The sequence below is a fragment of the Geodermatophilus sp. SMS 5-13 genome (assembly GCF_059428245.1).
Genome location: NZ_CP165729.1, coordinates 2,822,687 through 2,845,558, shown reverse-complemented (window position 1 = coordinate 2,845,558; position 22,872 = coordinate 2,822,687). Strand labels below are relative to the sequence as shown.

Here is a 22,872-nt window from a genome sequence, read left to right as displayed (position 1 = left end):
GCGTGGACCGACGGATCTTCGGCATCGAGACCGAGTACGGCGTCACGTGCACCTTCCGCGGCCAGCGCCGGCTGTCCCCGGACGAGGTCGCGCGCTACCTGTTCCGCCGGGTGGTCTCCTGGGGACGCAGCTCGAACGTCTTCCTGCGCAACGGCTCGCGGCTCTATCTCGACGTCGGCAGCCACCCGGAGTACGCCACGGCCGAGTGCGACGACCTGATCGAGCTCGTCGTCCACGACAAGGCGGGGGAGCGGATCCTCGAGGGCCTGCTGGTCGACGCCGAGCAGCGCCTGTCCGAGGAGGGCGTGATCGGTGACATCTACCTGTTCAAGAACAACACCGACTCCGCCGGCAACAGCTACGGCTGCCACGAGAACTACCTGGTCGGCCGGCACGGCGAGTTCAGCCGGCTGGCCGACGTCCTGATCCCGTTCCTGGTCAGCCGGCAGATCATCGTCGGCGCCGGCAAGGTGCTGCAGACCCCGCGCGGGGCGATCTACTGCGTCAGCCAGCGCGCCGAGCACATCTGGGAGGGCGTCTCCTCGGCGACGACGCGGAGCCGCCCGATCATCAACACCCGCGACGAGCCGCACGCCGACGCCGAGCGCTACCGGCGGCTGCACGTCATCGTCGGCGACTCGAACATGAACGAGACGACGACGCTGCTCAAGGTCACCATGACCGACCTCGTGCTGCGCATGATCGAGGCCGGCGTCCCGGTCAAGGACATGACGCTGGAGAACCCGATCCGGGCGATCCGCGAGATCAGCCACGACATGACCGGCCGCCGCAAGGTCCGGCTGGCCAACGGCCGGGAGATGTCGGCGCTGGAGATCCAGACCGAGTACCACAACCGGGCGGTGGACTTCGCCGACCGCGAGGGCTTCGGCCCGGTGCACCGGCAGATGCTGGAGCTGTGGGGCCGGGTGCTCAAGGCCGTCGACACCGAGGACCTGAGCCTCATCGACCGCGAGATCGACTGGGCGACCAAGTTCAGCCTCATCGAGCGCTACCGGGCCAAGCGGGACCTCCCGCTCTCCCACCCGCGGATCGCGCAGATGGACCTCGCCTACCACGACATCAGCCGCACCCGCGGGCTGTACTACCTGCTCGAGCGCAACGGTCAGGTCGACCGCGTGGCCCACGAGCCGCGGGTGTTCGAGGCGAAGAACGTGCCGCCGCAGACCACCCGCGCGCGGCTGCGCGGCGAGTTCATCCGCCGCGCCCAGGAGAAGCGCCGCGACTTCACCGTCGACTGGGTGCACCTCAAGCTTAACGACCAGGCGCAGCGCACCGTGCTGTGCAAGGACCCGTTCAAGGCCGTCGACGAGCGCGTGGACAAGCTGATCGCCAGCATGTAGCAGAAGGGGGCCTCATCTGCGGGGCCGTTCCATCAGGTCACCTGCGGCGCTCCCAGCGCTCCTCCTGGCGGAACTCCCGGCGGTCGTCGCGCCGTTCGGTGCGCCGATGGACCCCGTGCGCGACGACGGCGGCGGTGCCGACCGTGGCCGCGGTGCGGGCCACCGGGGCCGGGCCGATCACGGCCGCGCGCCGCATCCGCCTGCGTGCGATGCCCATCTCAGGCCTCCTCGTCCTCGACGTAGGCGTCGTCCTCCTCGAGGGCGGCCAGGAGGGCCTGGACCGGGATCCGGCCGCTGGCGACCAGCTGACCGCCGGCGTGCCGCACCGCCGAGCCGAACGGCGCCGCCCAGAGGTTCTCCCACACGAGCAGGCCCGCCGTGCTGCCCGGCGCGACGGCCTCGGCCACGGCGGCCACGTCGTCGGCGCTGAGCAGCATCGCCAGTCCCGCCTCGTACGTCCGCAGCGCGCCCAGCTCGCCGTCCTCCTCGAAGTCGGACAGCTCGAACACGTCCAGCTCGCCGTCCTCGCCCTTGCGGAGGATCAGCAGGTCCAGCACCCGGATGATGCCGCGCTGGACCAGGTCGTCGAGGGTGCCGGCGATCTCGCCCTTGAACTCGCTGCCTGGGAACTCGACGACGATCCAGTCGACCGGCCCCAGCTCGTCGACCGCTTCGGGGGCCTGGACCAGCTGATCGGTCATGACACCGCCTCCTGCTCAGGGGATGCGCCGATCCTTCGCCGTCCGCGCGCGGCGGCATCACCCGCAGCGGACGAGTAGCTCAGGAAGGCTCGCCGCCGGCCGGCAGGTCGTCCTCGGCCACCGGCACCCGCAGCGCCGCGTACCGCCCGGCGGCCGCGGAGGCGAGGAAGTAGGCGCGCTCCTCCTCGAGCCCGCGGCCCATGGTCGACAGCGGCACCGGCGAGAGCTTCAGCGCGTCGTCCAGCCCCACGGTGTCGACCCACACGACCTCGTTGCGCTCGGGCTGGCCGGCCAGGTCCTCGCCGATCTGCCCGCCCAGCTCCGACGACAGCCCCCGCGGCGCCACCAGCGTCACCCCGGCCAGGGCGACCCGGCCGAACGCGGTCAGCGAGTGGTGGGAGACCCCGCGGTGGCGCGGCCGCGGGTCGGCCTCCGAGATCCGCAGCGCCCCGACCGGCTCGCCGCCGAGCACGCTCACCGCGTTGCACGCCTCGCCGGCCGCGACGCCGGAGAAGCCCCACGGCGTCCCGGTGCCCAGGTTGCCCGGGCCCTGGGTGACGATCGCGACGTCCGCGCCCAGCACGTGCCGGGCGGCCAGCAGCCCGGTGTGCAGGGTGACCGCCTCCACGTCGCCGCCGAAGGCCTGCCCGACGGTCACCACGCCCACCAGGGACGGCGCCAGGGCCGACAGCGTCCGGGAGAAGCCCGCGACCAGCGCCCCGCCGTCGGTCATCACGTAGGCGACCTTGAGGTCGGGGTCGGTGGCGAGCACCCCGATCAGCACCGCCGGCAGCGCCGAGTGCAGATCGGCGACGACGACCGGCATGCCGCCGAGGTCCTCGGCGGCCGCGATGGTGGCGTGGTGCTCGGTCTCCTGCTCGTCGACGCCATGCACGGTCACCTGCAGCGGCGTGTAGCGGGCCTTGACCAGGTGCCCGGGGCCCTCGGGGTCCGGCGGCAGCCGGTCGGGGACGGCGACGACCAGCGCGTACCCGCCCGTGCCGAGCCGCTGCGCCCAGGCCGTCGTGTTGAGCAGCACGTCGTCGCCGACCTCGGGCGTGCCGACCAGCGACGGGTGGGCCAGCGCCTTCATCTCCCCGTCGTCGGGCACCTCGACGGTCAGCTCGAGCGCGTCGCGCCAGGCCTTCCCGGTCGCGGTGACGCGGCCGCGACGCCAGCGGATGCGTGATCCCCCCAGACTGCTCACCAAGGCAGGCTAGCCAGCGCGCTCGCCGGGCGCCGCGCCTGACTAGCCTGGGCGCGTGGCGGCGAAGCGGGCGGAGCGACTGGTGAACCTGGTCATCGCCCTGCTCGGCACCCGGCAGTACGTGACCGCCGCCCGGATCCGCGCCACCGTGCCCGGCTACGAGCCCGACGACGGCTCCGACCGGGCCGACGAGGCCTTCAAGCGGATGTTCGAGCGGGACAAGGCCGAGCTGCGCGAGATGGGCGTGCCCCTGGAGACCGGCCGCACCAGCGTCTTCGACACCGAGGACGGCTACCGGATCGCCCGCGCCGACTACGAGCTGCCCGAGATCACGCTGACCGGCGAGGAGGCCGCCGCCGTCGGCCTGGCGCTGCGGCTGTGGGAGTCCGCGCAGCTGGCCGGCGCCGCGCACAGCGCCCAGGTGAAGCTCAAGGCCGCCGGCATCGACGTCGACACCGGCCGGTCGATCCCGCTGCAGCCGCGGCTGGACGCCGGCGAGCCCGCGTTCGAGCCCTGCTACGCCGCCGCCCGCGACCGCCGGCTGCTGGAGTTCGGCTACCGCCGCCCCGACGAGGAGGCCCCCGCGCGCCGGCGCGTCCACCCGTGGGGGGTCGTGGCCTGGCACGGCCGCTGGTACCTGGTCGGCTTCGACCTCGACCGGCAGGCGCCGCGGGTCTTCCGGCTCTCCCGGGTGGTCGGCACGCCGAAGCCGGTCGGCCCGGCCGAGGCGTTCGAGCCGCCGGCCGACCTGGACCTGGCCGAGATCGTCGCGGGCCAGGACGGGGGAGAGGAGCACCTGGTCGTCGTCCGTGCCCGGCCGGGGACGGCGATCGGCCTGCGCCGGCACGCCACCTCCCTCGGCCCGGCCGACGACGGCGACGACCGGCTGGAGCTGCGCACCAGCGACCCCTACCGGCTCGCCGACGAGCTGGCCTCCTACGGCGCGGACGTCGTCGTCGAGGGGCCGGCCGAGGTGCGCCGGGCCGTGGTCGAGCGGCTGACCCGACTCGCGGCGATGACCGCATGAGCACGCCGTCCACCGCCGACCGAATGACCCGGCTGCTCACCCTCGTGCCGTACCTGCGGGCGCGGCCGGAGGGCGTGCGGCTGGCCGAGGCCGCCCGCGACTTCGGCGTGCCGGAGAAGCAGCTGCGCCGCGACCTGGACCTGCTGTGGATGTGCGGCCTGCCCGGCTACGGCCCCGGCGACCTGATCGACCTCGCCTTCGAGGGTGACCGCGTCCGGGTCACCTTCACCGCCGGTATGGTCCGCCCGCTGCGGCTGACCACCGACGAGGCGGTCGCGCTGGTCGTCGCCCTGCGCACGCTGCTCGAGCTGCCCGGCCTGGCCGAGCGGGACGCGGTCAGCCGCGCGCTGGCCAAGGTCTCCAGCGCCGCCGGGCACGCGGGGGAGCGGGTCACCCCGGTCGCGGTCAGCGTCGACGCGCGGGAGCAGGCGCTCGCCGTCGTCCGAGAGGGCCTGGAGCGCAAGCGGGCGCTGCACCTGCACTACTACGTGCCCACCCGCGACGAGCGCACCGAGCGGACGGTCGACCCCATGCGGCTGCTGCTGGTCGACGGCAAGTGGTACCTGGAGGCCTGGTGCCGCCGGGCCGAGGGGGTGCGGCTGTTCCGGCTGGACCGGGTGGACGACGTCCGCGTCCTCGACGAGCCGGCCGCCCCGCCGCCGCAGGCGGAGGAGCGCGACCTCGAGGGCGGGGTCTACCAGCCCGCGGCCGGCACACCGGCGGTCCGGCTGCGGCTGGCCCGCACCGCCCGCTGGGTCGCCGACTACTACCCGGTGGAGGACGTGCACCCGGTCGACGACCCGCCCGGCGGGCTCGCGGTCACCGTGCGCACCGCCGACCTCGCCTGGGCCCGGCGGCTGGTCGCCTCGCTCGGCGGCGCCGCGGTCGTCGACGAGCCGGCCGAGCTGGCCCGGCAGGTGACCGCCGAGGCGCGGGCGGCGCTGGCGCGCTACACCGGCGACGCCGAGCCGGCGACCCGCCCGGCTGGTTAGGGTCGGCCCCGTGCTGCTGCTCGTCGTGTGGATCGCCGTCGGCGTTCTCGCCGTCGTCGTCCTGGGTTCACTGGCGTACCTGACGCTGGGCGCGCTGCGGCGGCTCGGCCGGGAGGCCGCGGCGCTGGACCGGGACGTGCGCCCCGTGCTCGAGGGGCTGCAGCAGGCGGCGGCCCGGGCGGGGGAGGCCCGCACCGAGCGCACGCCCTGATCGGGGATGGCCTTCCCCCCCGCTCGGGGGGCCGGATCCCAGGTCATCCCGGCGTAGCATTTCGGCAAGCCGCCCCACATACACGGAGGAACCCGATGAACCTCGGCCCGCTGGAGATCGGACTGATCGTCCTGGCGATCCTGCTGCTCTTCGGGTACAAGAAACTGCCCGACGCCTCGCGCTCCCTCGGCCGCTCGCTGCGGATCTTCAAGGGCGAGATGAAGGGCATGAAGGACGACGACCTGAAGGGCAAGGACGCCGCGACGACCAGCCCGGTCCGTGGTGACGTCGTCCCGCCCGCCGTGCCCGCGTCCGGTGACCTCTCGGCCCAGCTCTCCGCCGACGCCGCCGAGGCCGAGGCCCGTGCCGCCGAGGCGCGCGCCGCCGAGCTGCGCAACCGCGCCGACCAGGCCCGCCGCATCTGACCGCTGTCTCGGGGGACGGACCGACCGTGAGCGAGGAAGGCCGCCCGCGCCGCCGCCGGCGTCGTGAGCCACGCGACGCCGCGGCGACGATGACGCTCATCGCGCACCTGCGCGAGCTGCGCAACCGGGTCGCGAAGGCCCTGCTGGCCCTGCTCATCGGGACCGCCATCGCCTTCTGGTGGTACTCCCACGGGCTGGGTGACTTCATCCGCGCCCCGTACTGCAACCTCCCGGAGAACCTGCGCTACGGCGACTCGGGCGGCGGCTGCGGCCTGCTGATCACCGACGTCTTCGGCGGCGTGTTCATCCGGCTCAAGGTGAGCTTCCTGGCCGGGGCGGTGCTCTCCGCGCCGTTCTGGCTCTACCAGCTCTGGGCGTTCATCACCCCGGGCCTCAAGCGCAACGAGAAGAAGTACGGGATCGCCTTCGTCGCGGCGTCCACGATGCTGTTCGCGCTCGGCGCGGCCCTGTCCTACATCTCGCTGTCGGCCGGGCTGCGGCTGCTGCTGGGCCTGGCCGGCGACGGCGTGGTCGTGGCGCTCACCGCGCAGGACTACATCGGCTTCGTGCTCTCGCTCCTGGTCGCCTTCGGCGTCAGCTTCGAGGTGCCGCTGATCGCGGTCGCGCTCAACCTGGTCGGCGCCCTGTCCTACGAGGTGCTGCGCAAGAGCCGGCGGTGGATCTTCTTCCTCACCATCGTCTTCGCCGCGTTCATCACGCCGACGCAGGACCCGTTCACGATGCTGCTGATGGCCGGCCCGATGATCGTGCTGTTCGAGGTGGCCATCCAGATCGCCCGCGTCGTCGACAAGCGGCGGGCCCGCCGGGCGGCCACCGAGCACTTCCACGACCTGTCCGACGACGAGGCCTCGCCGCTGGACGCGGCACCCTCGCCGATCGAGGACGACCTCCGGGTCGAGCACGACGACGTGGCGCAGGGCGGCAGGGCCACGCGCTCCCGCGGCTGAGCTCCGCCGCGCGCTCCGTGGACGTCGCCGTCGTCGTGGGCCCCGCCGCGGGCCGGGGACGGGCGCACGCCGTCACCGCGTCTGTGCTCGACGCGCTGCGCACCGGCGGGCTGATGCCGAAGGTGCTGCCGGCCACCAGCCGGACCGACGCCGAGCGGCAGGCCGCCGCGGCGGTGGCCGCCGGGGCCGCAGCCGTCGTCGCCGTCGGCGGGGACGGCACCGCGCACGCCGCGCTGCAGGCGGTGGCGGGCACGGCGACCCCGCTGGCGGTGGTCCCGGCGGGCACCGGCAACGACCTGGCCCTCGCACTCGGCGTCCCGGTGGACCCGGTCGCGGCGGCGCACGCGGCGGCCGCCGACCTCGCCGAGGGGACGGCGACGACGATGGACGCGGGGCGAACCGGCGACCGCTGGTGGGCCACCGTGCTGTGCTGCGGCTTCGACTCGGCGGTCACCGACCGCGCCAACCGGCTGCGCTGGCCCCGCGGCCGGCGGCGCTACGACGTGGCCATCCTCGCCGAGCTGGCCCGGCTGCGGCCGCGCGAGGTCACGATGGTCCTCGACGGCGAGCGCAGCACGCAGCCGGTGACGCTGATCGCCGTCGGCAACACGTCCTGGTACGGCGGCGGCATGCGGGTCTGCCCGGGGGCCGACCCCGCCGACGGCCGCTTCGACGTCACCGTCGTCGGCCCGATGACCCGCCGCGAGCTCGTGCGGTCCCGGCCGCGGCTGACGGCCGGCACGCACGTCGAGCACCCCGCGGTCACCGTGCACCGGGCGGCCCGCGTCGAGCTGTCCTGCCCGGGGGTCACCACCTACGCCGACGGCGAGGCGGTGGCGCCGCTGCCGGTGGTCGCCGAGTGCGTGCCCGGCGCGGTCCGCGTCGTCGGCGCCGGCCGCACCACGTCTCGCCCGGCGTGACCGCCACGATCAGCTGAGCTCGCCGCGGCGGGTCCTGGCACACCGTGCGCCGTGAGCCAGGAACCGCTCGGATCAGCTGGGCTGATCGTGGCCGCGCCGCCGCGACCGCGACCGCCGGTTTGATCCGGTCCAGGTGCGCCTAACGTGGAGTCATGTCCAGCCCTGCGGAGCGGTACGCGGCCGCACGGCGGCGCACCGCCCATCCGACTCTCGCCGACTTCACCGCCGAGCTCGGCTTCTCGCTGGACCCCTTCCAGGTGGAGGCGTGCGAGGCGCTGGACGAGGGCTCGGGCGTCCTCGTCTGCGCGCCCACCGGCGCCGGCAAGACCGTCGTCGGCGAGTTCGCCGTCCACAAGGCCCTGGCCGAGGGCCGCAAGGCGTTCTACACGACGCCGATCAAGGCGCTGTCCAACCAGAAGTTCAACGACCTGGTGGAGCGCTACGGCGAGAAGCAGGTCGGCCTGCTCACCGGCGACAACGCCATCAACGGCGACGCCCCCGTGGTCGTGATGACCACCGAGGTGCTGCGCAACATGCTCTACGCCGACTCCCCGGCGATCGACGGCCTCGGCTACGTGGTCATGGACGAGGTGCACTACCTCGCCGACCGGTTCCGCGGCGCGGTCTGGGAGGAGGTGATCATCCACCTCCCGCAGTCGGTCACGCTGGTCTCGCTGTCGGCGACGGTGAGCAACGCCGAGGAGTTCGCCGACTGGCTGGTCACCGTCCGCGGCCACACGAAGGTGGTGGTCAGCGAGGTGCGCCCGGTGCCGCTGTGGCAGCACATGCTGGTCGGCAACCGGGTGTTCGACCTGTTCAGCCTCCGCCCGGCCGCGCACGCCGGCGAGCAGGGCCTCGAACCGCGCGCGCAGTCCACCCGCGAGCGTGGCGCCTCCGTCGTCGACCCCGAGCTGGTCCGCTTCGTCCGCGAGCACGAGCGCCGCCTGGACACCTGGGGCGGCGGCAACGGACGTGGCCGCGACCGGGAGTACGGCCATCGCCCCCGCTACCGCCCGCCGGAGCGCTCGGTCGTCATCGAGCGGCTCGACCGCGCCGGCCTGCTCCCCGCGATCACCTTCGTGTTCTCCCGCAACGGCTGCGACGCCGCGGTCAACCAGTGCCTGCGCTCCGGGCTGCGGCTGACCGACGAGGCCGAGCGCGCCGAGATCGCGCAGATCATCGACGAGCGCACCGGTTCGCTGCCGGAGGGGGACCTGCACGTCCTCGGCTTCTGGGAGTGGCGCGAGGGGCTGCTCGCCGGGCTGGCCGCGCACCACGCCGGCCTGGTGCCGGCGTTCAAGGAGACGGTGGAGGAGTGCTTCGTCCGCGGCCTGGTCAAGGCCGTGTTCGCCACCGAGACCCTGGCGCTGGGCATCAACATGCCGGCGCGCACCGTCGTCCTCGAGCGGCTGGTCAAGTGGAACGGCGAGGCGCACGTCGACGTCACGCCGGGCGAGTACACCCAGCTCACCGGCCGGGCCGGGCGGCGCGGCATCGACGTCGAGGGGCACGCGGTCGTCATCTGGGCGCCCGGCGTCGACCCGGCGGTCGTGGCCGGCCTCGCCAGCACCCGCACCTATCCGCTGCGCTCGTCGTTCCGGCCCAGCTACAACATGGCGGTCAACCTGGTCGGCTCGTTCGGCCGGGCCCGGGCCCGCGAGCTGCTCGGCGCCTCGTTCGCCCAGTTCCAGGCCGACCGGTCGGTCGTCGGCCTGGCGCGGGCCGCCGCCCGGCACGAGAAGGACGCCGAGCGGTGGGCCGAGGAGATGCGCTGCGAGTCCGGGGACGTCGCCGGCTACGCCCAGATCCGCCGGGAGATCGCCGACCGCGAGAAGGCGCTGTCCCGGGACTCGCAGGCCAAGCGGCGGATGGAGGCCGCCGACGCGCTGGCCGCGCTGCGCCCCGGCGACGTGATCCGGGTGCCGTCCGGGCGCCGCCAGGGCCTGGCCGTCGTCCTCGACCCGGGGGTCACCGACCTCGCCGAGCCGCGGCCGCTGGTGCTCACCGAGGACAAGTGGGCCGGCCGGCTGTCCCCGGTGGACTTCCCGACGCCGGTGAGCGCGCTGGCCCGGGTGAAGGTGCCGAAGAACTTCAACCACCGCAGCCCGCACGCCCGCCGCGACCTGGCCTCCACGCTGCGCAACGCCCGCGTCGAGCACGAGCTGGGCGCCCGCCGGGTGAAGGCCCGCTCCGCCGCGGCGGACGACCCGGTGCTCGCCGACCTGCGCGCGGCCCTGCGCGCGCACCCCGTGCACGCGCTGCCCGACCGCGAGGAGCGGGTGCGGATCGCCGAGCGCTGGTTCCGGGCGGTCAAGGAGGCCGACGCGCTGCAGCACCGGATGGCCGAGCGCACCGGCTCGCTGACCCGGCAGTTCGACCGCACCTGCGACGTCCTCGAGGAGCTCGGCTACCTCGTGCCCGAGGTCGCGCCGCTGGTGAAGGCCGACACCGAGGTCGTCCCGGCGGTGGACGACGTCCCCCTGGTGACCGCCGAGGGCCGGCGGCTGGCCCGCGTGTGGTCCGAGGCCGACCTGCTCGTCGCGGAGTGCCTGCGCGCCGGCGTCTGGCGCGGCCTGACCGCCGCCGAGCTGGCCGCCGCCGTCTCGACGGTGGTGTTCGAGGCCCGCCGGGACACCCCCGGCCAGCCGGCCGTGCCGGCGGGGAAGGTGGCGGCGGCGATCGCCGAGATGCGCCGGATCCGGCTGCGGCTGGAGGAGCTCGAGGCCGACCAGGGCGTTCCGCTCACCCGCGACCTCGACCTCGGCTTCGCGTGGGCGGCCTACCGCTGGGCCGACGGGCAGAGCCTCGACCGGGTGCTGGCCGGCGCCGAGCAGGCGGGCACCGAGCTCTCCGGCGGGGACTTCGTCCGCTGGGCCCGCCAGCTCGTCGACCTGCTCGACCAGCTGGCCAAGGTCGCCGAGGAGCCGGTGGCGGCCACGGCCCGCGCGGCGGTGGGCCGGGTGCGCCGCGGGGTGGTCGCCGTCGCGGTGGGCGGCTGAGCTGCGCTTCGCCTCGCCGTCGCGGCCCCCCGCGTAGGGCACAATCCCAACGCCTGCGCGCCAGCAGGCTGCAGACAGCGCGATCAGGAGCGACGATGACCTACCCACCGCAGGGTGGCAGCCAGCAGGGACAGCCCGGCGGTCCGTACGGCCAGCCCGGGCCGCAGCACGGCGGGCCCGGGCAGGGCGGGTACGGACAGGGCGGGTACGGCCGGCCGGGTCAGCCGTACGGCCCGCCCGGCCAGGGCTACGGCCAGCCGGGTCAGCAGCCCGGACCGTACGGGCAGCCTGGTCAGGGCTACGGCCAGCCGGGGCCGCAGTACGGCCAACCCGGTCAGCCCTACGGCGCTCCCGGCTACGGACAGCCGGGCCAGGCTCCCTACGGGCAGGCCCCGTACGGCCCGCCTCCCTACGGGCAGCCGTACGGCCAGCCGAAGAAGTCGAGGACCGGCCTGATCCTCGGCCTGGTCGCGGCCGCGGTCGTCCTCATCGGCGGCGCGGTGGTCCTCACCCTGGTCCTCAGCTCGAAGGTGCTCGACCCGGCCGACACCGCGAGCCAGGTGGCCGCGCAGTTCGAGCAGCGCGAGGGCGTGGCGATCGACCTGTCCTGCCCCGACGACATGGAGGTCAGCAACGGCTCGACCTACCGGTGCAGCGGCACCACCGCCGACGGTGAGGACGTCACGCTGACGATCTCGATCACCGACGAGGACGCCACCCCGCCGACCTACACCTGGTCGGAGGCCTGACCGGCCGCCGGCGGGCGCGTCAGTCCAGCGCGTCCGCCGGCCAGCCCAGCGCCGCGCCGAGCCGGCGCAGCGGCGAGTCCAGGTTGTGCCGCTCGGCCAGGACGGCGAGCTTCCCGGCGTCGGCCGGGGCGCGCGGCAGCTCGCCCTCGACCGGCGGCAGGTCGATGTGCCGCTCCACGGCCACGACGACGGGCGCGGCGTCGAGGTAGTCGTGCGCCGCGTGCAGCTTCTTCAGGACGGCGGCGGTCAGCGGCGGCCGGGGGACGACGGCACTCGCCGCCGCCGCCCGGATGCCGGCCAGATCGCCGAACGCCGTGATCAGCGCGGCCGCCGTCTTCGCGCCCACGCCCGCGACGCCGGGCAGGCCGTCGCTCGGGTCGCCGCGCAGCACCGCGAAGTCGGCGTAGGCCCGCCCCGGGATGCCGTACTTGGCGCGCACCGCCGCCTCGTCGACCGCCTCGATGTCGGTGATGCCGCGCGCGGTGTAGAGCACGCGGACCCCCCGCTCGTCGTCGACCAGCTGGAACAGGTCGCGGTCGCCGGTCACCACGTCGACCGGGCCGCGGGCGCGGGTGGCCAGCGTGCCGATGACGTCGTCGGCCTCGAACCCGGGCGCGCCGACCCGCGCGATGCCGGCCGCGGCGAGCACGTCGATCAGCACCGGCACCTGCGGCGAGAGCTCGTCGGGCACCTCCTCGCCCCCCTCGGGCGCCACCCGGTGCGCCTTGTACGACGGCAGCGCGGTGACGCGGAACTCCGGGCGCCAGTCGTCGTCCCAGCAGGCGACCAGCCGGGTGGGACCGTGCGTGGTCACCAGCCGCGCGGTCATGTCGAGGAACCCCCGGACGGCGTTGACCGGGCGCCCGTCGGGTGCGGTGACGCTGGTCGGGACGCCGTAGAACGCCCGGAAGTAGAGGCTGGCCGCGTCCAGCAGCATGGTGGTCACGCCCGCGGACGGTAGCGGCCGGACGACAGCTGCGGAGATCGGCCCGTCGGTGTGGTTGGCTGCGCAGCGTGGGATCCGTTGCCGTTCCGTCCGGGCTGGTGAGCCTCGACCGGCTGCACTCCGCGCGGGAGATCGCCGGCGAGCTCGGGCTGGACCTGATGGTCGTCACCCCGGGCTCCGACCTGCGCTACCTGTGCGGGTACTCCGCGCACGCGATGGAGCGGCTGACCGCGCTGGCCGTGCCGGCCCGCGGCGAGCCGTTCCTGGTGGTGCCGCGGCTGGAGGCGCCGATGGTGGGCGCCAGCCCCGCCGGCGCCCTCGGCCTGGACCTGCTGGCCTGGGACGAGACCGACGACGCGTTCGCCGTTCTGGCCGGCGAGGTCTCCCAGCGCCTCGGGCGTGCACCCGCCCGCGTCGCCGTGGGCAACCGGACCTGGGCCGAGCACGCGCTCGGCGTCCAGCGGGCCCTGCCCGGGTCGGCGCTCGAGCTGGCCGCGCCGGTGGTCGACCGGCTGCGCATGGTCAAGAACGCCGCCGAGATCGAGGAGCTGGCCGCCGCCGGCGCGGCGATCGACCGGGTGCACGCGCGGATGGGGGAGTGGCTGCGGGTCGGGCGCACCGAGGCCGAGGTGGGCGCCGACATCGCCGCGGCGATCCTCGCCGAGGGGCACGTCGGCGTCGACTTCACCATCGTCGGCTCCGGGCCGAACGGCGCCAGCCCGCACCACGACGTGTCCGACCGGGTGGTGGAGGCCGGGGACGTCGTCGTCGTGGACATCGGCGGGGAGACGGCGACCGGCTACCGGTCGGACTGCACCCGCACCTACGCCGTCGGGCAGGCGCCGGGCACCGAGGTCGCCGAGTGGTACGGCGTGCTTCAGGAGGCGCAGGCGGCCGCCACCGCCGCCGTCCGGCCGGGGGTTCCGGCGCAGGAGATCGACGCGGTCGCGCGCCGGGTGATCAGCGATGCCGGCTGGGGCGAGTACTTCATCCACCGCACCGGGCACGGCATCGGCCTGGACACCCACGAGGCGCCCTACATCGTCGACGGCAACGACCTCGGGCTGGTGCCGGGCATGGCGTTCTCGGTGGAGCCGGGCATCTACCTGCCGGGCCGCTGCGGCGCCCGCATCGAGGACATCGTCGTCTGCACCGCGGACGGCGTCCGGATCCTGAACGGCGGCCCCCGTGACCTCGTCGTCCTCGCCGGCTGAGCCGGGCGGCGGGTCGACCGACGTCGACCGCGCGCTGCTGGCCGCCCTGGCCCGCGACGGCCGGGCCAGCTACACCGACCTGGCCGAGCGCGTGGGCCTGTCCGTCTCGGCGGTGCACCAGCGGGTGCGCCGGCTCGAGCAGCGCGGGCTGATCAAGGGCTACCGGGCGACCCTCGACGCCAAGGCGCTCGGCCTGCCGCTGACCGCGTTCGTGTCGATCACGCCCATCGACGTCGCCCAGCCCGACGACGCGCCGTCCCGGCTGGCGCACCTGCCGGCGATCGAGGAGTGCCACTCGGTGGCCGGGGTGGAGAGCTACATCCTCAAGGTGCGGGTGGCCTCGCCCGACGGGCTGGAGGCGCTGCTGCAGGAGATCCGCGCGGCGGCCAACGTCACCACCCGCACGACCGTGGTGCTCTCCACCTTCTACGAGGACCGCCCGCCGATCTGACGGGTCGCCGCGCGGCGGGCCGACTGATCTCTGCCGGTATCGACGGCGGGGCGGCGGTGCCCGAGACTGCGGGCGTGCCCGTCCGCCACGCCGTGACCAACCGCGTCGCCAACCCGGCGATGCGCCGGCTGCTGCGCTGGCCGGCCGGGCGGCTCCTCGGCCGGCATCTCGCGGTGATCCGCTACACCGGCGCCCGCACCGGCCAGGTGCGGGAGCTGGTGGCCGGGTACGCGCGCGCCGGCGGCACGGCCTGGATCTGGGTCGGCGACGCCGGCGGCAAGCGGTGGTGGCGCAACTTCCGGACGCCGGCCGACGTGGAGCTGTGGCTGGCCGGCGAGCACGTCCGCGGCCGGGGCCGCGCGGTGGAGGGTGGCACGCAGCCGGACGAGTGCCGGGAGGGCGTCGCCGCCTACGTCGCCGGCGTGCCCGGGGCGGCGCGCGTCATGCGGCTGCGGGCCGAGCCGGCAGCGCTGCGCCCGGAGGACCTGCGCGACGTCGTCATGGTGCGGGTCGACCTGACGCCCTGAGCCGACTGGACAACGAATCGAACGTGTGTTCGGATACGGGCCGTGCGGTGGGATGCGCAGCGGCTCGACGTCGAGGACGGCGCCCTGCCCGGCATGCCGACGATCCGCGGGCTGCTGCGCAGCGTGCAGGTGCCGGAGTTCCCCGGCCTCACGCTGCACGAGGTCCGCTGCCGCAGCGCGCTCAACGCCGTCCCGGCGGGTTCGGCGATGCCCTTCCCGTGGACCATCAATCCCTATCGGGGCTGCAGCCATTCGTGCGTGTACTGCCTGTCGGGCGACACGCAGGTGCTCATGGCGGACGGTCGGCAGCGCGCCATCGCCGACCTGCGGATCGGGGACCGGATCGTCGGCACGCGGGAGCAGAACGGGGAGCGCCGCTACGTGCACACCCGGGTGGAGGCGCACTGGTCCACCGCCAAGCCGGCCCACCGGCTGCAGGTGGCGGACGGGACGGAGATCGTCGCCAGCGCTGACCACCGCTTCCTGACGACCGACGGCTGGAAGCACCTGATCGACCTGACGGACGGGGACCGGCTGCGCGGCGGCGGGGACGAGGTGGTCGGCAGCGGGCCGGGTCTGAGGGTGACCTCGGTCAAGGACCTCGGCCGCGTCGAGCCGATGTTCGACATCACGACCGGGACCGGCGACTTCATCGCCAACGGGGTGGTCAGCCACAACTGCTTCGCCCGGCGGACGCACGAGTGGCTGGAGTTGGATTCCGGACGCGACTTCGACACGCAGATCGTGGTCAAGACCAACCTGGTCGAGGTGCTCGAGCGCGAGCTGGCCCGGCCGTCCTGGCGCCGCGAGCACGTCGCCCTGGGCACCAACACCGATCCGTACCAGCGCGCCGAGGGCCGCTACCGGCTGATGCCCGGCGTGATCCGTGCGCTGGCCCGCTCGGGCACGCCGTTCTCCATCCTGACCAAGGGCACGCTGGCCCGCCGCGACCTGCCGCTGCTGGCCGCGGCGTCGGGTGACGTCCCGATCGGGCTCGGCGTCTCCATGGCGATCTGGGACGACGACCTGCACGCGGCGCTCGAGCCCGGCGTCCCCAGTCCCCGGGCGCGGCTCGCGCTCGTGCGCGCGATGGCCGACGCGGGGCTGCCCTGCGGCGTGTTCCTCGCCCCCGTGCTGCCCGGCCTGACCGACGACGACGAGTCGCTGGACGCAGCCCTGGCCGCGATCGCCGCCGCGGGGGCGACCGGGGTCACCGTGCTCGCCCTGCACCTGCGGCCCGGTGCGCGGGAGTGGTTCCTCGCCTGGCTGGCCCGCGCGCACCCGGAGCTCCTGCCCCTCTACCAGCACCTCTACCGGCGGGGCGCGTACGTGCCGGCCGAGTACCGCGACGCGCTGTCCCGGCGGGTCGCGCCGCTGCTGGCCCGGCACGGCCTCGACCGGCAGCGCGGCGGCGCCGCCCGCGGGGTGGACGGGCAGCCGGTGCGCGGCCTGCCCGGCGACGAGCAGGGCGAGTTCCCGGCCGGCAGCCTGCCGCCGGCCGCGCCGCAGGACCCGCCGGAGCAGCTGGCCCTGTGCTGACCGGCGTTCAGCCGGCCATGCGGTGCAGCCGGTTGACCGCCCGGGCGGCCCGGACGACGCCGCGCGCCGAGACGGGGGGTGCCCCGGCGGCCAGCGCGAGCCGGCGGTAGGAGTCGTAGGACAGCACCGCGTAGGCGGCGGCCAGGTCCTCGGCCCAGGCCCGGCGGGACGGCGCGCTCGTGGCGCGCAGGTGCTGCCCCGTCCGGACGGCGTGCTTGGCGAAGGTGACCTGCAGCGCCTGGCTGGACAGCTGACCGCCGATGTGCGAGCCGAACCCGGGGCCGCGGCGCAGCGCCGGCAGCACCCAGGGGCTGGCGGCCAGCGCGGGGTAGCGGTTGCGCACGCTCTCCCACGCGTGCCAGGCCGTCAGGGCGCCCGGCACCGCCCAGTCGCCGTCGTCGGTGTGCACCAGCAGCCGGCGGGCGGTGGCGCGCACCTGGTCGCGGCGCAGCGTCCGGAACTGCCCCACGGTGCCCGGCCACCCCAGCGCCAGGGCGCACCAGGCCACGGTGCGCAGGTGCTCGGGGTGCTCGCTGCGGATCTGGGTGAGCGGCCGCAGGTCCAGGCTCGGCGGATCGGGCTCGGGCGTCGCGATCCGCCCCAGCGCGAGCCCGCCGTACCGGGCGACCTTGCCGTACAGCGCCAGGGTGGCCGGCTTCCAGCCGCGGGCGGCGGCGATCGGGTCCAGGCCGGTGGCGGCGAGCTCGTCGGGCCCCAGCCCGAGCTCGAGCGCCGCGTCGACCAGGCGGCGCCACTGCGGCTCGTAGCCCTCGGGCGGGGTGATGCGGCGCCAGGCACGCGCCGGGGGAGGGGCAGGCATCTCGGGCAGCGGCTGCTGCCACTCACCTCGCATGTCCCAACTCTACCGTTATCCCCAACGAAATCACAGGCCTCAGCTGTCGCCTCTTGCCGTAGACACCGGTGCCGGGACCCTGCGGGCCCCGGAGCAGTAACCGCGTGAGCCAGGGCCGCGGGCACGGGAAAGGGAGGAGTGGGAGCCGCAGGCAGCCACGAGAGAAGGCGTAGGAATGTTGGGCATAACGGTTGCTCGTGCGTGGGAATGCAGCGGCATCTCGGAGGCGGGCCCCCTTGCCGCTTCCGGGCTCTCAGCGGATCGCTGTCACCGCGCTGAGCGCAGCGCCGGCGGGGCCGATCCGCTCCGGACGGTCCGGCTGCAAGCCCGCCTCGCGGAGCTGATCGAGCAGCACGTCGACAGCGGGCAGCTCCATGCGGCCCTCCTGCGCCCGCAGCAGCAGATCCAGGTGCCGGCTGAACAGCTTCGGTTCCGCCACCGTGGTGACGACCACGAGGGCGCCGCCGGGGGCGAGCAGGCGGGCGACCGCGCGCAGCAGCTCCACCCGCTCGTCGACCGGCACGTAGTAGATGACGTTGGCGAGCAGGGCCAGGTCGATGCGGTCCGTGAGGGCGCCCGGGCGACCGGCGGCGAGCGCCTTCCTGATGTCGACGGCCTCGACGCCGGCCCGGTCGGCCAGCCCGCGCTCGCGCAGGGTGCGCCGGGCCAGTGTCACGGCGCCGGGGTCGACGTCCACGCCGATGCCGGTGGCGTCCGGAGCCGCCTCGAGCATCGCCGCCAGGTGCAGGCCGGCGCCGCACCCGATGTCGAGCACCCGGCGCGGCCGGCGCTCTCGGACGGTCCGGGTGAGCAGGTGGTGGAGCAGCGGCTCCAAGGCGGCAGAGAGCCGGGCGATGAGCTCGGCCTGCTCCTCGTTGTCGCGGCGTCGCAGGCCGCCGCAGAGCAGCGGTCGCAGCTCCCGGTAGAGGTCGGTGTGGTAGCCGCCGAAGCCCTCGTAGGTGGCCCGCACCTGGTCGTCGTCGACAACCGCTCGGCCGGCCCCGGTGAGCGCCCACGAGCCCTCGCCGGTGACCAGCCCCGCCGCCGCCAGCACGCGGAGGTAGGCCGCCAGCAGGTCGGGATCGGTCGCACCGAGGCGGTCGGCCAGTGCTGCGGTGCCGACCGCGCCCCCGGCCAGGGCGTCGAGCAGCCCGAGGTGGAGCGCCGCCGCGATCAGCTGCAGCCGGAGCGCTGCCTGCCCGTCCCGCGCCGCTCGCAGGCGCGCGCGGAGGTTCCCGCTGCGCAGCACCTCGGCCAGCACCCTCGGGTCGGGCACTCTCCCCATCGGGCACCTCCTCGCCCCGGAGGGCGGACGGTAGCGCACCTCGACCTGCGCCGACCGCCCCCGTTGGTGATCATGGTCGGGTGCGCACGGTGGGTGTCGAGGAGGAACTGCTGGTCGTCGATCCCGACGGCCGGCCGGTGCCGCTCGGCCCGGAGGCGCTCGAGGTGGCGGCCCGGCGCGGCGAGGGGGAGACCGTCGAGCAGCACGACCGCGCCGACGAGGACGACGACGGCGGCGCGGAGGGCGCCCACCTCGTCCCCGAGCTCAAGGCCCAGCAGGTGGAGCTCGGCACCCGCGTGTGCCGGACCCTCGACGAGGTGGCCCGGGAGCTGCGCCGGTGGCGGGACCGGGCCGACGCCGCCGCGGCTGCCGCCGGTGCGCGGGTGGCCGCCCTCGCCTCCTCGCCCGTCGCGGTGGAGCCGGTGCCGACCCCAGGGGAGCGCTACGAGCGGATCCACGAGACCTTCGGCCGGCTCGCCGCCGAGCAGCTCACCTGTGGCTGCCACGTGCACGTCTCGGTCGAGGACGACGAGGAGGGCGTCGCCGTCCTCAACCGGATCCGGGTCTGGCTGCCGGTCCTCACCGCGCTCACGGCCAACTCGCCGTTCTGGCTGGGCGCCGACACCGGGTACGCCAGCTACCGGTCGCAGGCCTGGAGCCGCTGGCCGTCGGCCGGCCCCAACGGCGTCTTCGCCGACGCCGCCGACTACCACCGGCTGATCGAGGACGTCCTCGCCACCGGCACCGCCGTCGACACCGGGATGGTGTACTTCGACGCCCGCCTGTCGGCCAACTGGCCCACCGTCGAGGTGCGGGTCGCCGACGTGGCGCTGCGCGCCGAGGACGCGGTCACCCACGCGGGCCTGGTCCGCGCCCTGGTCGAGACCGCCGCCGCCGAGTGGCGCGCCGGCCGGCCGGTGCCCGACGTCCGCGGCGAGCTGCTCCGGCTGGCCTCCTGGCGGGCGGGGCGCTCCGGCCTCTCCGGGGAGCTGGTGCACCCGGGGACCGGCCGCCCGGCGCCCGCCGCCGAGGTGGTCGGCGCCCTCCTCGACCACGTCCGGCCCGCGCTCGCCGACAACGGCGACGAGGACCGGGTCGCCGACGGCGTGGCCGTGCTGCTGCGCCGCGGCACCGGCGCCGACCTGCAGCGCCGCGTGCACGCCGAGACCGGGGACCTCGCCGACGTGGTCCGGGCCGCGGTTGCCGTCACCGCCGGGCAGCGGGAGGACGCCGGTCGGCCGGGGCAGCCGGGCGACCGTTAGGGTCCGCGCATGTACACGGCGAGCTGGCGCGACGTCGTCCGGCGGGACCTCTACGGCCCCGCGCCCGATCCCCGCGACCGGCCGTACCGATTCGTCGTCCGCCTGGCGCTGATCGTGTTCCGGCTGTTCGGCTTCCGCTTCGACGTGCGCGGCGCGGAGCACGTGCCGGCCACGGGCGGGGCGATCATCTGCAGCAACCACGTCAGCTTCTTCGACTTCACCTTCCTCGGGCTGGCCGCGCTGCCCGAGCGCCGGCTGGTGCGGTTCATGGCCAAGGCCGCCGTCTTCGGGCACTGGTTCGCCGGGCCGTTCATGCGGGCGATGCAGCACATCCCGGTCGACCGGAAGGCCGGGGCGGCGGCGTTCGAGTCCGCCGTCCGGGCGCTCAAGGACGGCCAGATCGTCGGCGTCTTCCCGGAGGCCACGATCAGCCGCAGCTTCACCGTCAAGGACCTCAAGGCCGGCGCCGCCCGGATGGCCGTCGACTCGGGCGTCCCGGTCATCCCGGCGGCCGTCTGGGGCGGGCAGCGGATCGCCACCAAGGGCCATCCGGTGCACTGGCGTCGCGGCGTCCCGGTGACGGTGGTCCTGGGCGAGCCGCTGGTGCCCGAGCCGGGGGAGAAGGCCCAGCAGCTGCTGCGGCGCACCCGGGCGGCCATGGAGGCGCTGCTGGACGAGGCGCAGCGGAGCTACCCGGACAGCCCGTCCGGGGACGACGACCGCTGGTGGCTGCCCGCGCACCTGGGCGGGACGGCGCCCTCCCCGGACGAGGTCGCCGCGCTCGACGCGGTCGACGCCGCCGGGAAGCGGGTCAAGGCCGCGAAGCCGCACCCGGTCGCCCGGGTGCGCGCGCTGCTGCGCCGCCGCTGACGCGCCGGCGGGCTCAGCCCGCCCAGTGGTTGGCCACGAACAGCGCGAACAGCGCGCCCTGCAGCAGGACGGCGGGGTAGAGCAGCGCCTGCAGCACAGGGCGGGCCGCCGGCCGCCGCGCCGCGAGGACCTCGGCGGCCAGGTAGAGCGAGACGCACGGCAGCACGTACCGGTGCACCGAGGTCAGGTTGCCGTTGAGGGTGAACATCACGAACGAGGCCGCTCCGAACGCGGCCAGCGGCACGCCGTCGCCCCGCAGGACGACGAGCAGGTAGACCGCGGACGCCAGCAGGACCGCCAGGGCCAGCAGCGGCAGCACGATGTCGACGACCGTGAGCAGCGTGGTGCGGCGGTCGCCGGTCGCGGCCCGGGCGAGGACCGCCACCTCGTGGCCCAGGGTCCGCGCGATGTTCAGGTCCAGGTGGTGGTAGGCCCACAGCGGGCCGGCGTCGTAGGCGGCGAACATCGCGAACGGATCGCCGACCGCCCGCCAGAGGGAGAACGCGTAGGCGCCGAACCCGAGCAGGGCCGCCGGGAACCAGAGCACCTGCGGCGCGAGCAGGCCCCGCCACCGCCAGCCGCGGGAGCGCCAGAACTCCAGGAAGCACAGCCCGAGGAACAGGACGGCGGTCAGCCGCGTGGCGGTCAGCGGGATCAGGCACAGGCCCATCGCCGTCCACCGGCGGTGCAGCGCGAAGGCGTAGGCGGCGAAGCCGAGCCCGGTGAACAGCGCCTCGGCGTAGAGCACGTGCAGGAAGAACGCGGGGGGCGCGGCGAGCAGGACGGCGACCGCCAGCCATCCCGCCCGCGGGCTGCCGACCAGCCGCCGGGCCGCCTTCACCAGCGCGACGACCGCCGCCCACACGCCGAGGGTGTTGACCAGCAACCCGGCGCCGAGGGTGCCGAGCTGGCCGAAGCTGGCCAGGTCCACGCCGCGCACCAGCACCGGGAACAGCGGGTAGAACGCCGCGGCCTGCGGATCGCTCTGGTAGAGCCCGTCGGGGATGCGCGCGTACGCCACCGCGTCCCAGCGCAGCATGTGCTGCAGCAGGGACGGCAGCGGCGGCGGGGGCATGTGCGAGAGCGTCTGGAACAGGCTGAAGGCGCGCTCGATCAGCACCCCGACGACGGTGAGCGCCACCTGGAAGCCCACGGCGACGACACCCCCGAGGACGACGTCGCGGTCCCGCCACCAGCGGCGCCGCTCGGCCGCGGCCGCGGGCAGGTCCTCGGCGGGCGGGATCGTCCCGGCGCCGGCACCGGCACCGGCACCGGCACCGGCAAGAGCCGGCTGCACGCCGACGGCGGGCTTCACGCCGACGCCGCCCGCTGCGCCCGCCCCTCCGTGTCGCCGGGCAGCCGCCCGTCGTCGCGCACCACGTTGGGCGCGGGGACCGGCAGCACCTCGGCCACGCTGTAGAGGGGCCGGCCCTGCACCTCGGTGTAGATGCGGCCGATGTAGGTGCCCAGGACGCCGAGCATGACGATCTGCACGCCGCCGAGGAAGAACATGGCCGAGGCGAGGAACGCCCAGCCCGGCACCGCGGCGTCCGGCACGAACAGCTTCACGCCCAGCACGTAGAGCACCCCGAGCAGGCTCAGCGTCGAGACCGCGTAGCCGATCCGCGAGATGAACCGCAGCGGCGTGGCCGAGAACCCGATGATGCCGTCCGCCGCGAAGCGCAGCATGCGGCGCAGCGGGTAGTGGGTGCGCCCGGCGAACCGGCCGTCCCGGTCGAAGGGCACGCCGGTCTGCCGGAAGCCCACGTAGCTGACCAGCCCGCGCAGGAAGCGGTCGTGCTCGCGGAAGCGGCGCAACTCGTCGACGACGCGGCGGTCGAGCAGCCGGAAGTCGCCGGTGTCGGGCGGGATGTCGACGTCGGACATCCGCCGCAGCGCGCGGTAGAAGAGGCGGGCGGTGAGGACCTTGAACGCGCCGTCCTGCCGCGAGCGGCGCTGGGCGTAGACGACGTCGAAGCCCTGCTCCCACCGCTGGATCAGCTCCAGGCTGACCTCCGGCGGGTCCTGCAGGTCGGTGTCCATCACGATCACCGCGTCGGCGTCCGCGGCGTCCAGCCCGGCGGTGACCGCGATCTGGTGCCCGAAGTTCCGCGACAGCGCGAGGACGGTGACCCGCGGGTCGGCCTCGGCGAGCCGGTTCAGCTGCTCCAGCGAGTCGTCGCTGCTGCCGTCGTCGACGTAGAGGAAGCGGACGTCGTACCGGTCGGCCAGGCGGGCGGCGACCGCGTCGAGCGCGGCGTGGAACGCCGCCAGGGTCTCGGACTCGTCGAACACCGGGAGGACGTACGCGACCGACCGTCGGGTGAACGTCCGCATCAACTCACCGCCTGGGCGCGCACGACAA

General features: G+C 75.1%; 23 protein-coding genes. 15 read left to right on the top strand and 8 right to left on the bottom strand.

Annotated features, from left to right (window positions below; genetic code table 11):
* The first annotated feature begins 2 nt into the window (after positions 1–2).
* On the top strand, positions 3–1,361 hold the full coding sequence (gene pafA / locus AB3388_RS13850; protein ID WP_495411346.1) for a Pup--protein ligase: 1,359 nt from the start codon (positions 3–5) through the stop codon (positions 1,359–1,361).
* A gap of 37 nt (positions 1,362–1,398) precedes the next feature.
* On the opposite strand, the gene AB3388_RS13845 is transcribed toward pafA, so the two are convergent.
* From AB3388_RS13845 to AB3388_RS13835, 3 genes are all read right to left on the bottom strand, one after another.
* Positions 1,399–1,578, bottom strand: a complete 180-nt coding sequence (locus AB3388_RS13845) for a hypothetical protein (protein ID WP_495411345.1) — start codon at positions 1,576–1,578, stop codon at positions 1,399–1,401.
* Position 1,579: 1 nt separating this feature from the next.
* On the bottom strand, positions 1,580–2,062 hold the full coding sequence (locus tag AB3388_RS13840) for a DUF6325 family protein (protein WP_495411344.1): 483 nt from the start codon (positions 2,060–2,062) through the stop codon (positions 1,580–1,582).
* Positions 2,063–2,141: 79 nt separating this feature from the next.
* On the bottom strand, positions 2,142–3,269 hold the full coding sequence (locus tag AB3388_RS13835; RefSeq protein WP_495411343.1) for a DUF3866 family protein: 1,128 nt from the start codon (positions 3,267–3,269) through the stop codon (positions 2,142–2,144).
* 55 nt (positions 3,270–3,324) lie between these two features.
* Between AB3388_RS13835 and AB3388_RS13830 the strand changes: the two genes are divergently transcribed.
* The 8 genes from AB3388_RS13830 (at position 3,325) to AB3388_RS13795 (ending at position 11,560) form a co-directional block, all read left to right on the top strand.
* The gene (locus tag AB3388_RS13830; RefSeq protein WP_495411342.1) at positions 3,325–4,296 is read left to right on the top strand and encodes a helix-turn-helix transcriptional regulator; all 972 of its coding nucleotides are present in this window, start codon (positions 3,325–3,327) and stop codon (positions 4,294–4,296) included.
* Positions 4,293–5,288: a helix-turn-helix transcriptional regulator gene (locus AB3388_RS13825; RefSeq protein WP_495411341.1), complete on the top strand. Its 996-nt coding sequence runs from the start codon at positions 4,293–4,295 to the stop codon at positions 5,286–5,288. The genes AB3388_RS13830 and AB3388_RS13825 overlap by 4 nt, the downstream gene beginning before the upstream one ends.
* Positions 5,289–5,298: 10 nt before the next feature.
* Entirely contained in the window at positions 5,299–5,499 is a 201-nt protein-coding gene (locus tag AB3388_RS13820; RefSeq protein WP_495411340.1) for a hypothetical protein, read from the top strand.
* Positions 5,500–5,594: 95 nt separating this feature from the next.
* Positions 5,595–5,924: a Sec-independent protein translocase subunit TatA gene (gene tatA / locus AB3388_RS13815; protein ID WP_495411339.1), complete on the top strand. Its 330-nt coding sequence runs from the start codon at positions 5,595–5,597 to the stop codon at positions 5,922–5,924.
* A 26-nt stretch (positions 5,925–5,950) separates the two neighbouring features.
* Entirely contained in the window at positions 5,951–6,892 is a 942-nt protein-coding gene (gene tatC / locus AB3388_RS13810; RefSeq protein ID WP_495411338.1) for a twin-arginine translocase subunit TatC, read from the top strand.
* Positions 6,893–6,909: 17 nt separating this feature from the next.
* Positions 6,910–7,812 (top strand): diacylglycerol/lipid kinase family protein, encoded by a 903-nt coding sequence (locus tag AB3388_RS13805; protein ID WP_495411337.1) that lies wholly within the window; start codon positions 6,910–6,912, stop codon positions 7,810–7,812.
* 152 nt (positions 7,813–7,964) lie between these two features.
* A complete protein-coding gene (locus AB3388_RS13800; RefSeq protein ID WP_495411336.1) occupies positions 7,965–10,811 on the top strand; it encodes a DEAD/DEAH box helicase in 2,847 nt (948 codons plus the stop codon).
* 95 nt (positions 10,812–10,906) lie between these two features.
* Positions 10,907–11,560 (top strand): DUF4333 domain-containing protein, encoded by a 654-nt coding sequence (locus AB3388_RS13795; protein ID WP_495411335.1) that lies wholly within the window; start codon positions 10,907–10,909, stop codon positions 11,558–11,560.
* Between the two features lie 19 nt (positions 11,561–11,579).
* On the opposite strand, the gene AB3388_RS13790 is transcribed toward AB3388_RS13795, so the two are convergent.
* Positions 11,580–12,497: a 5'-3' exonuclease gene (locus AB3388_RS13790; RefSeq protein WP_495411463.1), complete on the bottom strand. Its 918-nt coding sequence runs from the start codon at positions 12,495–12,497 to the stop codon at positions 11,580–11,582.
* 107 nt (positions 12,498–12,604) lie between these two features.
* Here AB3388_RS13790 and AB3388_RS13785 point away from each other — a divergent pair, with 107 nt between their 5' ends.
* The 4 genes from AB3388_RS13785 to AB3388_RS13770 all read left to right on the top strand — a co-directional run bounded on the left by AB3388_RS13785 (position 12,605) and on the right by AB3388_RS13770 (position 16,237).
* Positions 12,605–13,720: a M24 family metallopeptidase gene (locus tag AB3388_RS13785; protein WP_495411334.1), complete on the top strand. Its 1,116-nt coding sequence runs from the start codon at positions 12,605–12,607 to the stop codon at positions 13,718–13,720.
* Positions 13,695–14,171, top strand: coding sequence for an Lrp/AsnC family transcriptional regulator (locus tag AB3388_RS13780; protein WP_495411333.1), 477 nt, complete (start codon positions 13,695–13,697; stop codon positions 14,169–14,171). Before AB3388_RS13785 ends, AB3388_RS13780 begins: the two co-directional genes overlap by 26 nt.
* A gap of 74 nt (positions 14,172–14,245) precedes the next feature.
* Positions 14,246–14,698 (top strand): hypothetical protein, encoded by a 453-nt coding sequence (locus AB3388_RS13775; protein ID WP_495411332.1) that lies wholly within the window; start codon positions 14,246–14,248, stop codon positions 14,696–14,698.
* Positions 14,699–14,740: 42 nt separating this feature from the next.
* Entirely contained in the window at positions 14,741–16,237 is a 1,497-nt protein-coding gene (locus AB3388_RS13770; protein WP_495411331.1) for an Rv2578c family radical SAM protein, read from the top strand.
* A 7-nt stretch (positions 16,238–16,244) separates the two neighbouring features.
* On the opposite strand, the gene AB3388_RS13765 is transcribed toward AB3388_RS13770, so the two are convergent.
* Complete coding sequence (locus AB3388_RS13765; protein ID WP_495411330.1) at positions 16,245–17,090, bottom strand: hypothetical protein; 846 nt, start codon at positions 17,088–17,090, stop codon at positions 16,245–16,247.
* A gap of 253 nt (positions 17,091–17,343) precedes the next feature.
* Complete coding sequence (locus AB3388_RS13760) at positions 17,344–18,375, bottom strand: class I SAM-dependent methyltransferase (RefSeq protein WP_495411329.1); 1,032 nt, start codon at positions 18,373–18,375, stop codon at positions 17,344–17,346.
* A gap of 80 nt (positions 18,376–18,455) precedes the next feature.
* On the opposite strand from AB3388_RS13760, the gene AB3388_RS13755 reads away from it, so the two are divergent.
* Both AB3388_RS13755 and AB3388_RS13750 read left to right on the top strand, forming a co-directional pair.
* A complete protein-coding gene (locus AB3388_RS13755; protein ID WP_495411328.1) occupies positions 18,456–19,637 on the top strand; it encodes a carboxylate-amine ligase in 1,182 nt (393 codons plus the stop codon).
* Positions 19,638–19,646: 9 nt separating this feature from the next.
* Positions 19,647–20,507 (top strand): lysophospholipid acyltransferase family protein, encoded by an 861-nt coding sequence (locus tag AB3388_RS13750; protein ID WP_495411327.1) that lies wholly within the window; start codon positions 19,647–19,649, stop codon positions 20,505–20,507.
* Between the two features lie 13 nt (positions 20,508–20,520).
* Here AB3388_RS13750 and AB3388_RS13745 read toward each other — a convergent pair whose 3' ends face one another.
* Positions 20,521–21,822: a hypothetical protein gene (locus AB3388_RS13745; protein ID WP_495411326.1), complete on the bottom strand. Its 1,302-nt coding sequence runs from the start codon at positions 21,820–21,822 to the stop codon at positions 20,521–20,523.
* Positions 21,819–22,844: a glycosyltransferase family 2 protein gene (locus AB3388_RS13740; protein ID WP_495411325.1), complete on the bottom strand. Its 1,026-nt coding sequence runs from the start codon at positions 22,842–22,844 to the stop codon at positions 21,819–21,821. The genes AB3388_RS13745 and AB3388_RS13740 overlap by 4 nt, the downstream gene beginning before the upstream one ends.
* Positions 22,845–22,872: the final 28 nt, after the last annotated feature.

What these genes read in the sequence shown, in the direction of transcription:
- AB3388_RS13790 (WP_495411463.1), bottom strand. Translation starts at nt 12,497, where the DNA reads ATGCTGCTGGACGCGGCCAGCCTCTACTTCCGGGCGTTCTACGGCGTC.
- AB3388_RS13750 (WP_495411327.1), top strand. Translation starts at nt 19,647, where the DNA reads ATGTACACGGCGAGCTGGCGCGACGTCGTCCGGCGGGACCTCTACGGC.
- tatA (WP_495411339.1), top strand. Translation starts at nt 5,595, where the DNA reads ATGAACCTCGGCCCGCTGGAGATCGGACTGATCGTCCTGGCGATCCTG.
- AB3388_RS13740 (WP_495411325.1), bottom strand. Translation starts at nt 22,844, where the DNA reads ATGCGGACGTTCACCCGACGGTCGGTCGCGTACGTCCTCCCGGTGTTC.
- AB3388_RS13840 (WP_495411344.1), bottom strand. Translation starts at nt 2,062, where the DNA reads ATGACCGATCAGCTGGTCCAGGCCCCCGAAGCGGTCGACGAGCTGGGG.
- AB3388_RS13800 (WP_495411336.1), top strand. Translation starts at nt 7,965, where the DNA reads ATGTCCAGCCCTGCGGAGCGGTACGCGGCCGCACGGCGGCGCACCGCC.
- AB3388_RS13760 (WP_495411329.1), bottom strand. Translation starts at nt 18,375, where the DNA reads ATGGGGAGAGTGCCCGACCCGAGGGTGCTGGCCGAGGTGCTGCGCAGC.
- AB3388_RS13845 (WP_495411345.1), bottom strand. Translation starts at nt 1,578, where the DNA reads ATGGGCATCGCACGCAGGCGGATGCGGCGCGCGGCCGTGATCGGCCCG.
- AB3388_RS13795 (WP_495411335.1), top strand. Translation starts at nt 10,907, where the DNA reads ATGACCTACCCACCGCAGGGTGGCAGCCAGCAGGGACAGCCCGGCGGT.
- AB3388_RS13825 (WP_495411341.1), top strand. Translation starts at nt 4,293, where the DNA reads ATGAGCACGCCGTCCACCGCCGACCGAATGACCCGGCTGCTCACCCTC.
- AB3388_RS13765 (WP_495411330.1), bottom strand. Translation starts at nt 17,090, where the DNA reads ATGCGAGGTGAGTGGCAGCAGCCGCTGCCCGAGATGCCTGCCCCTCCC.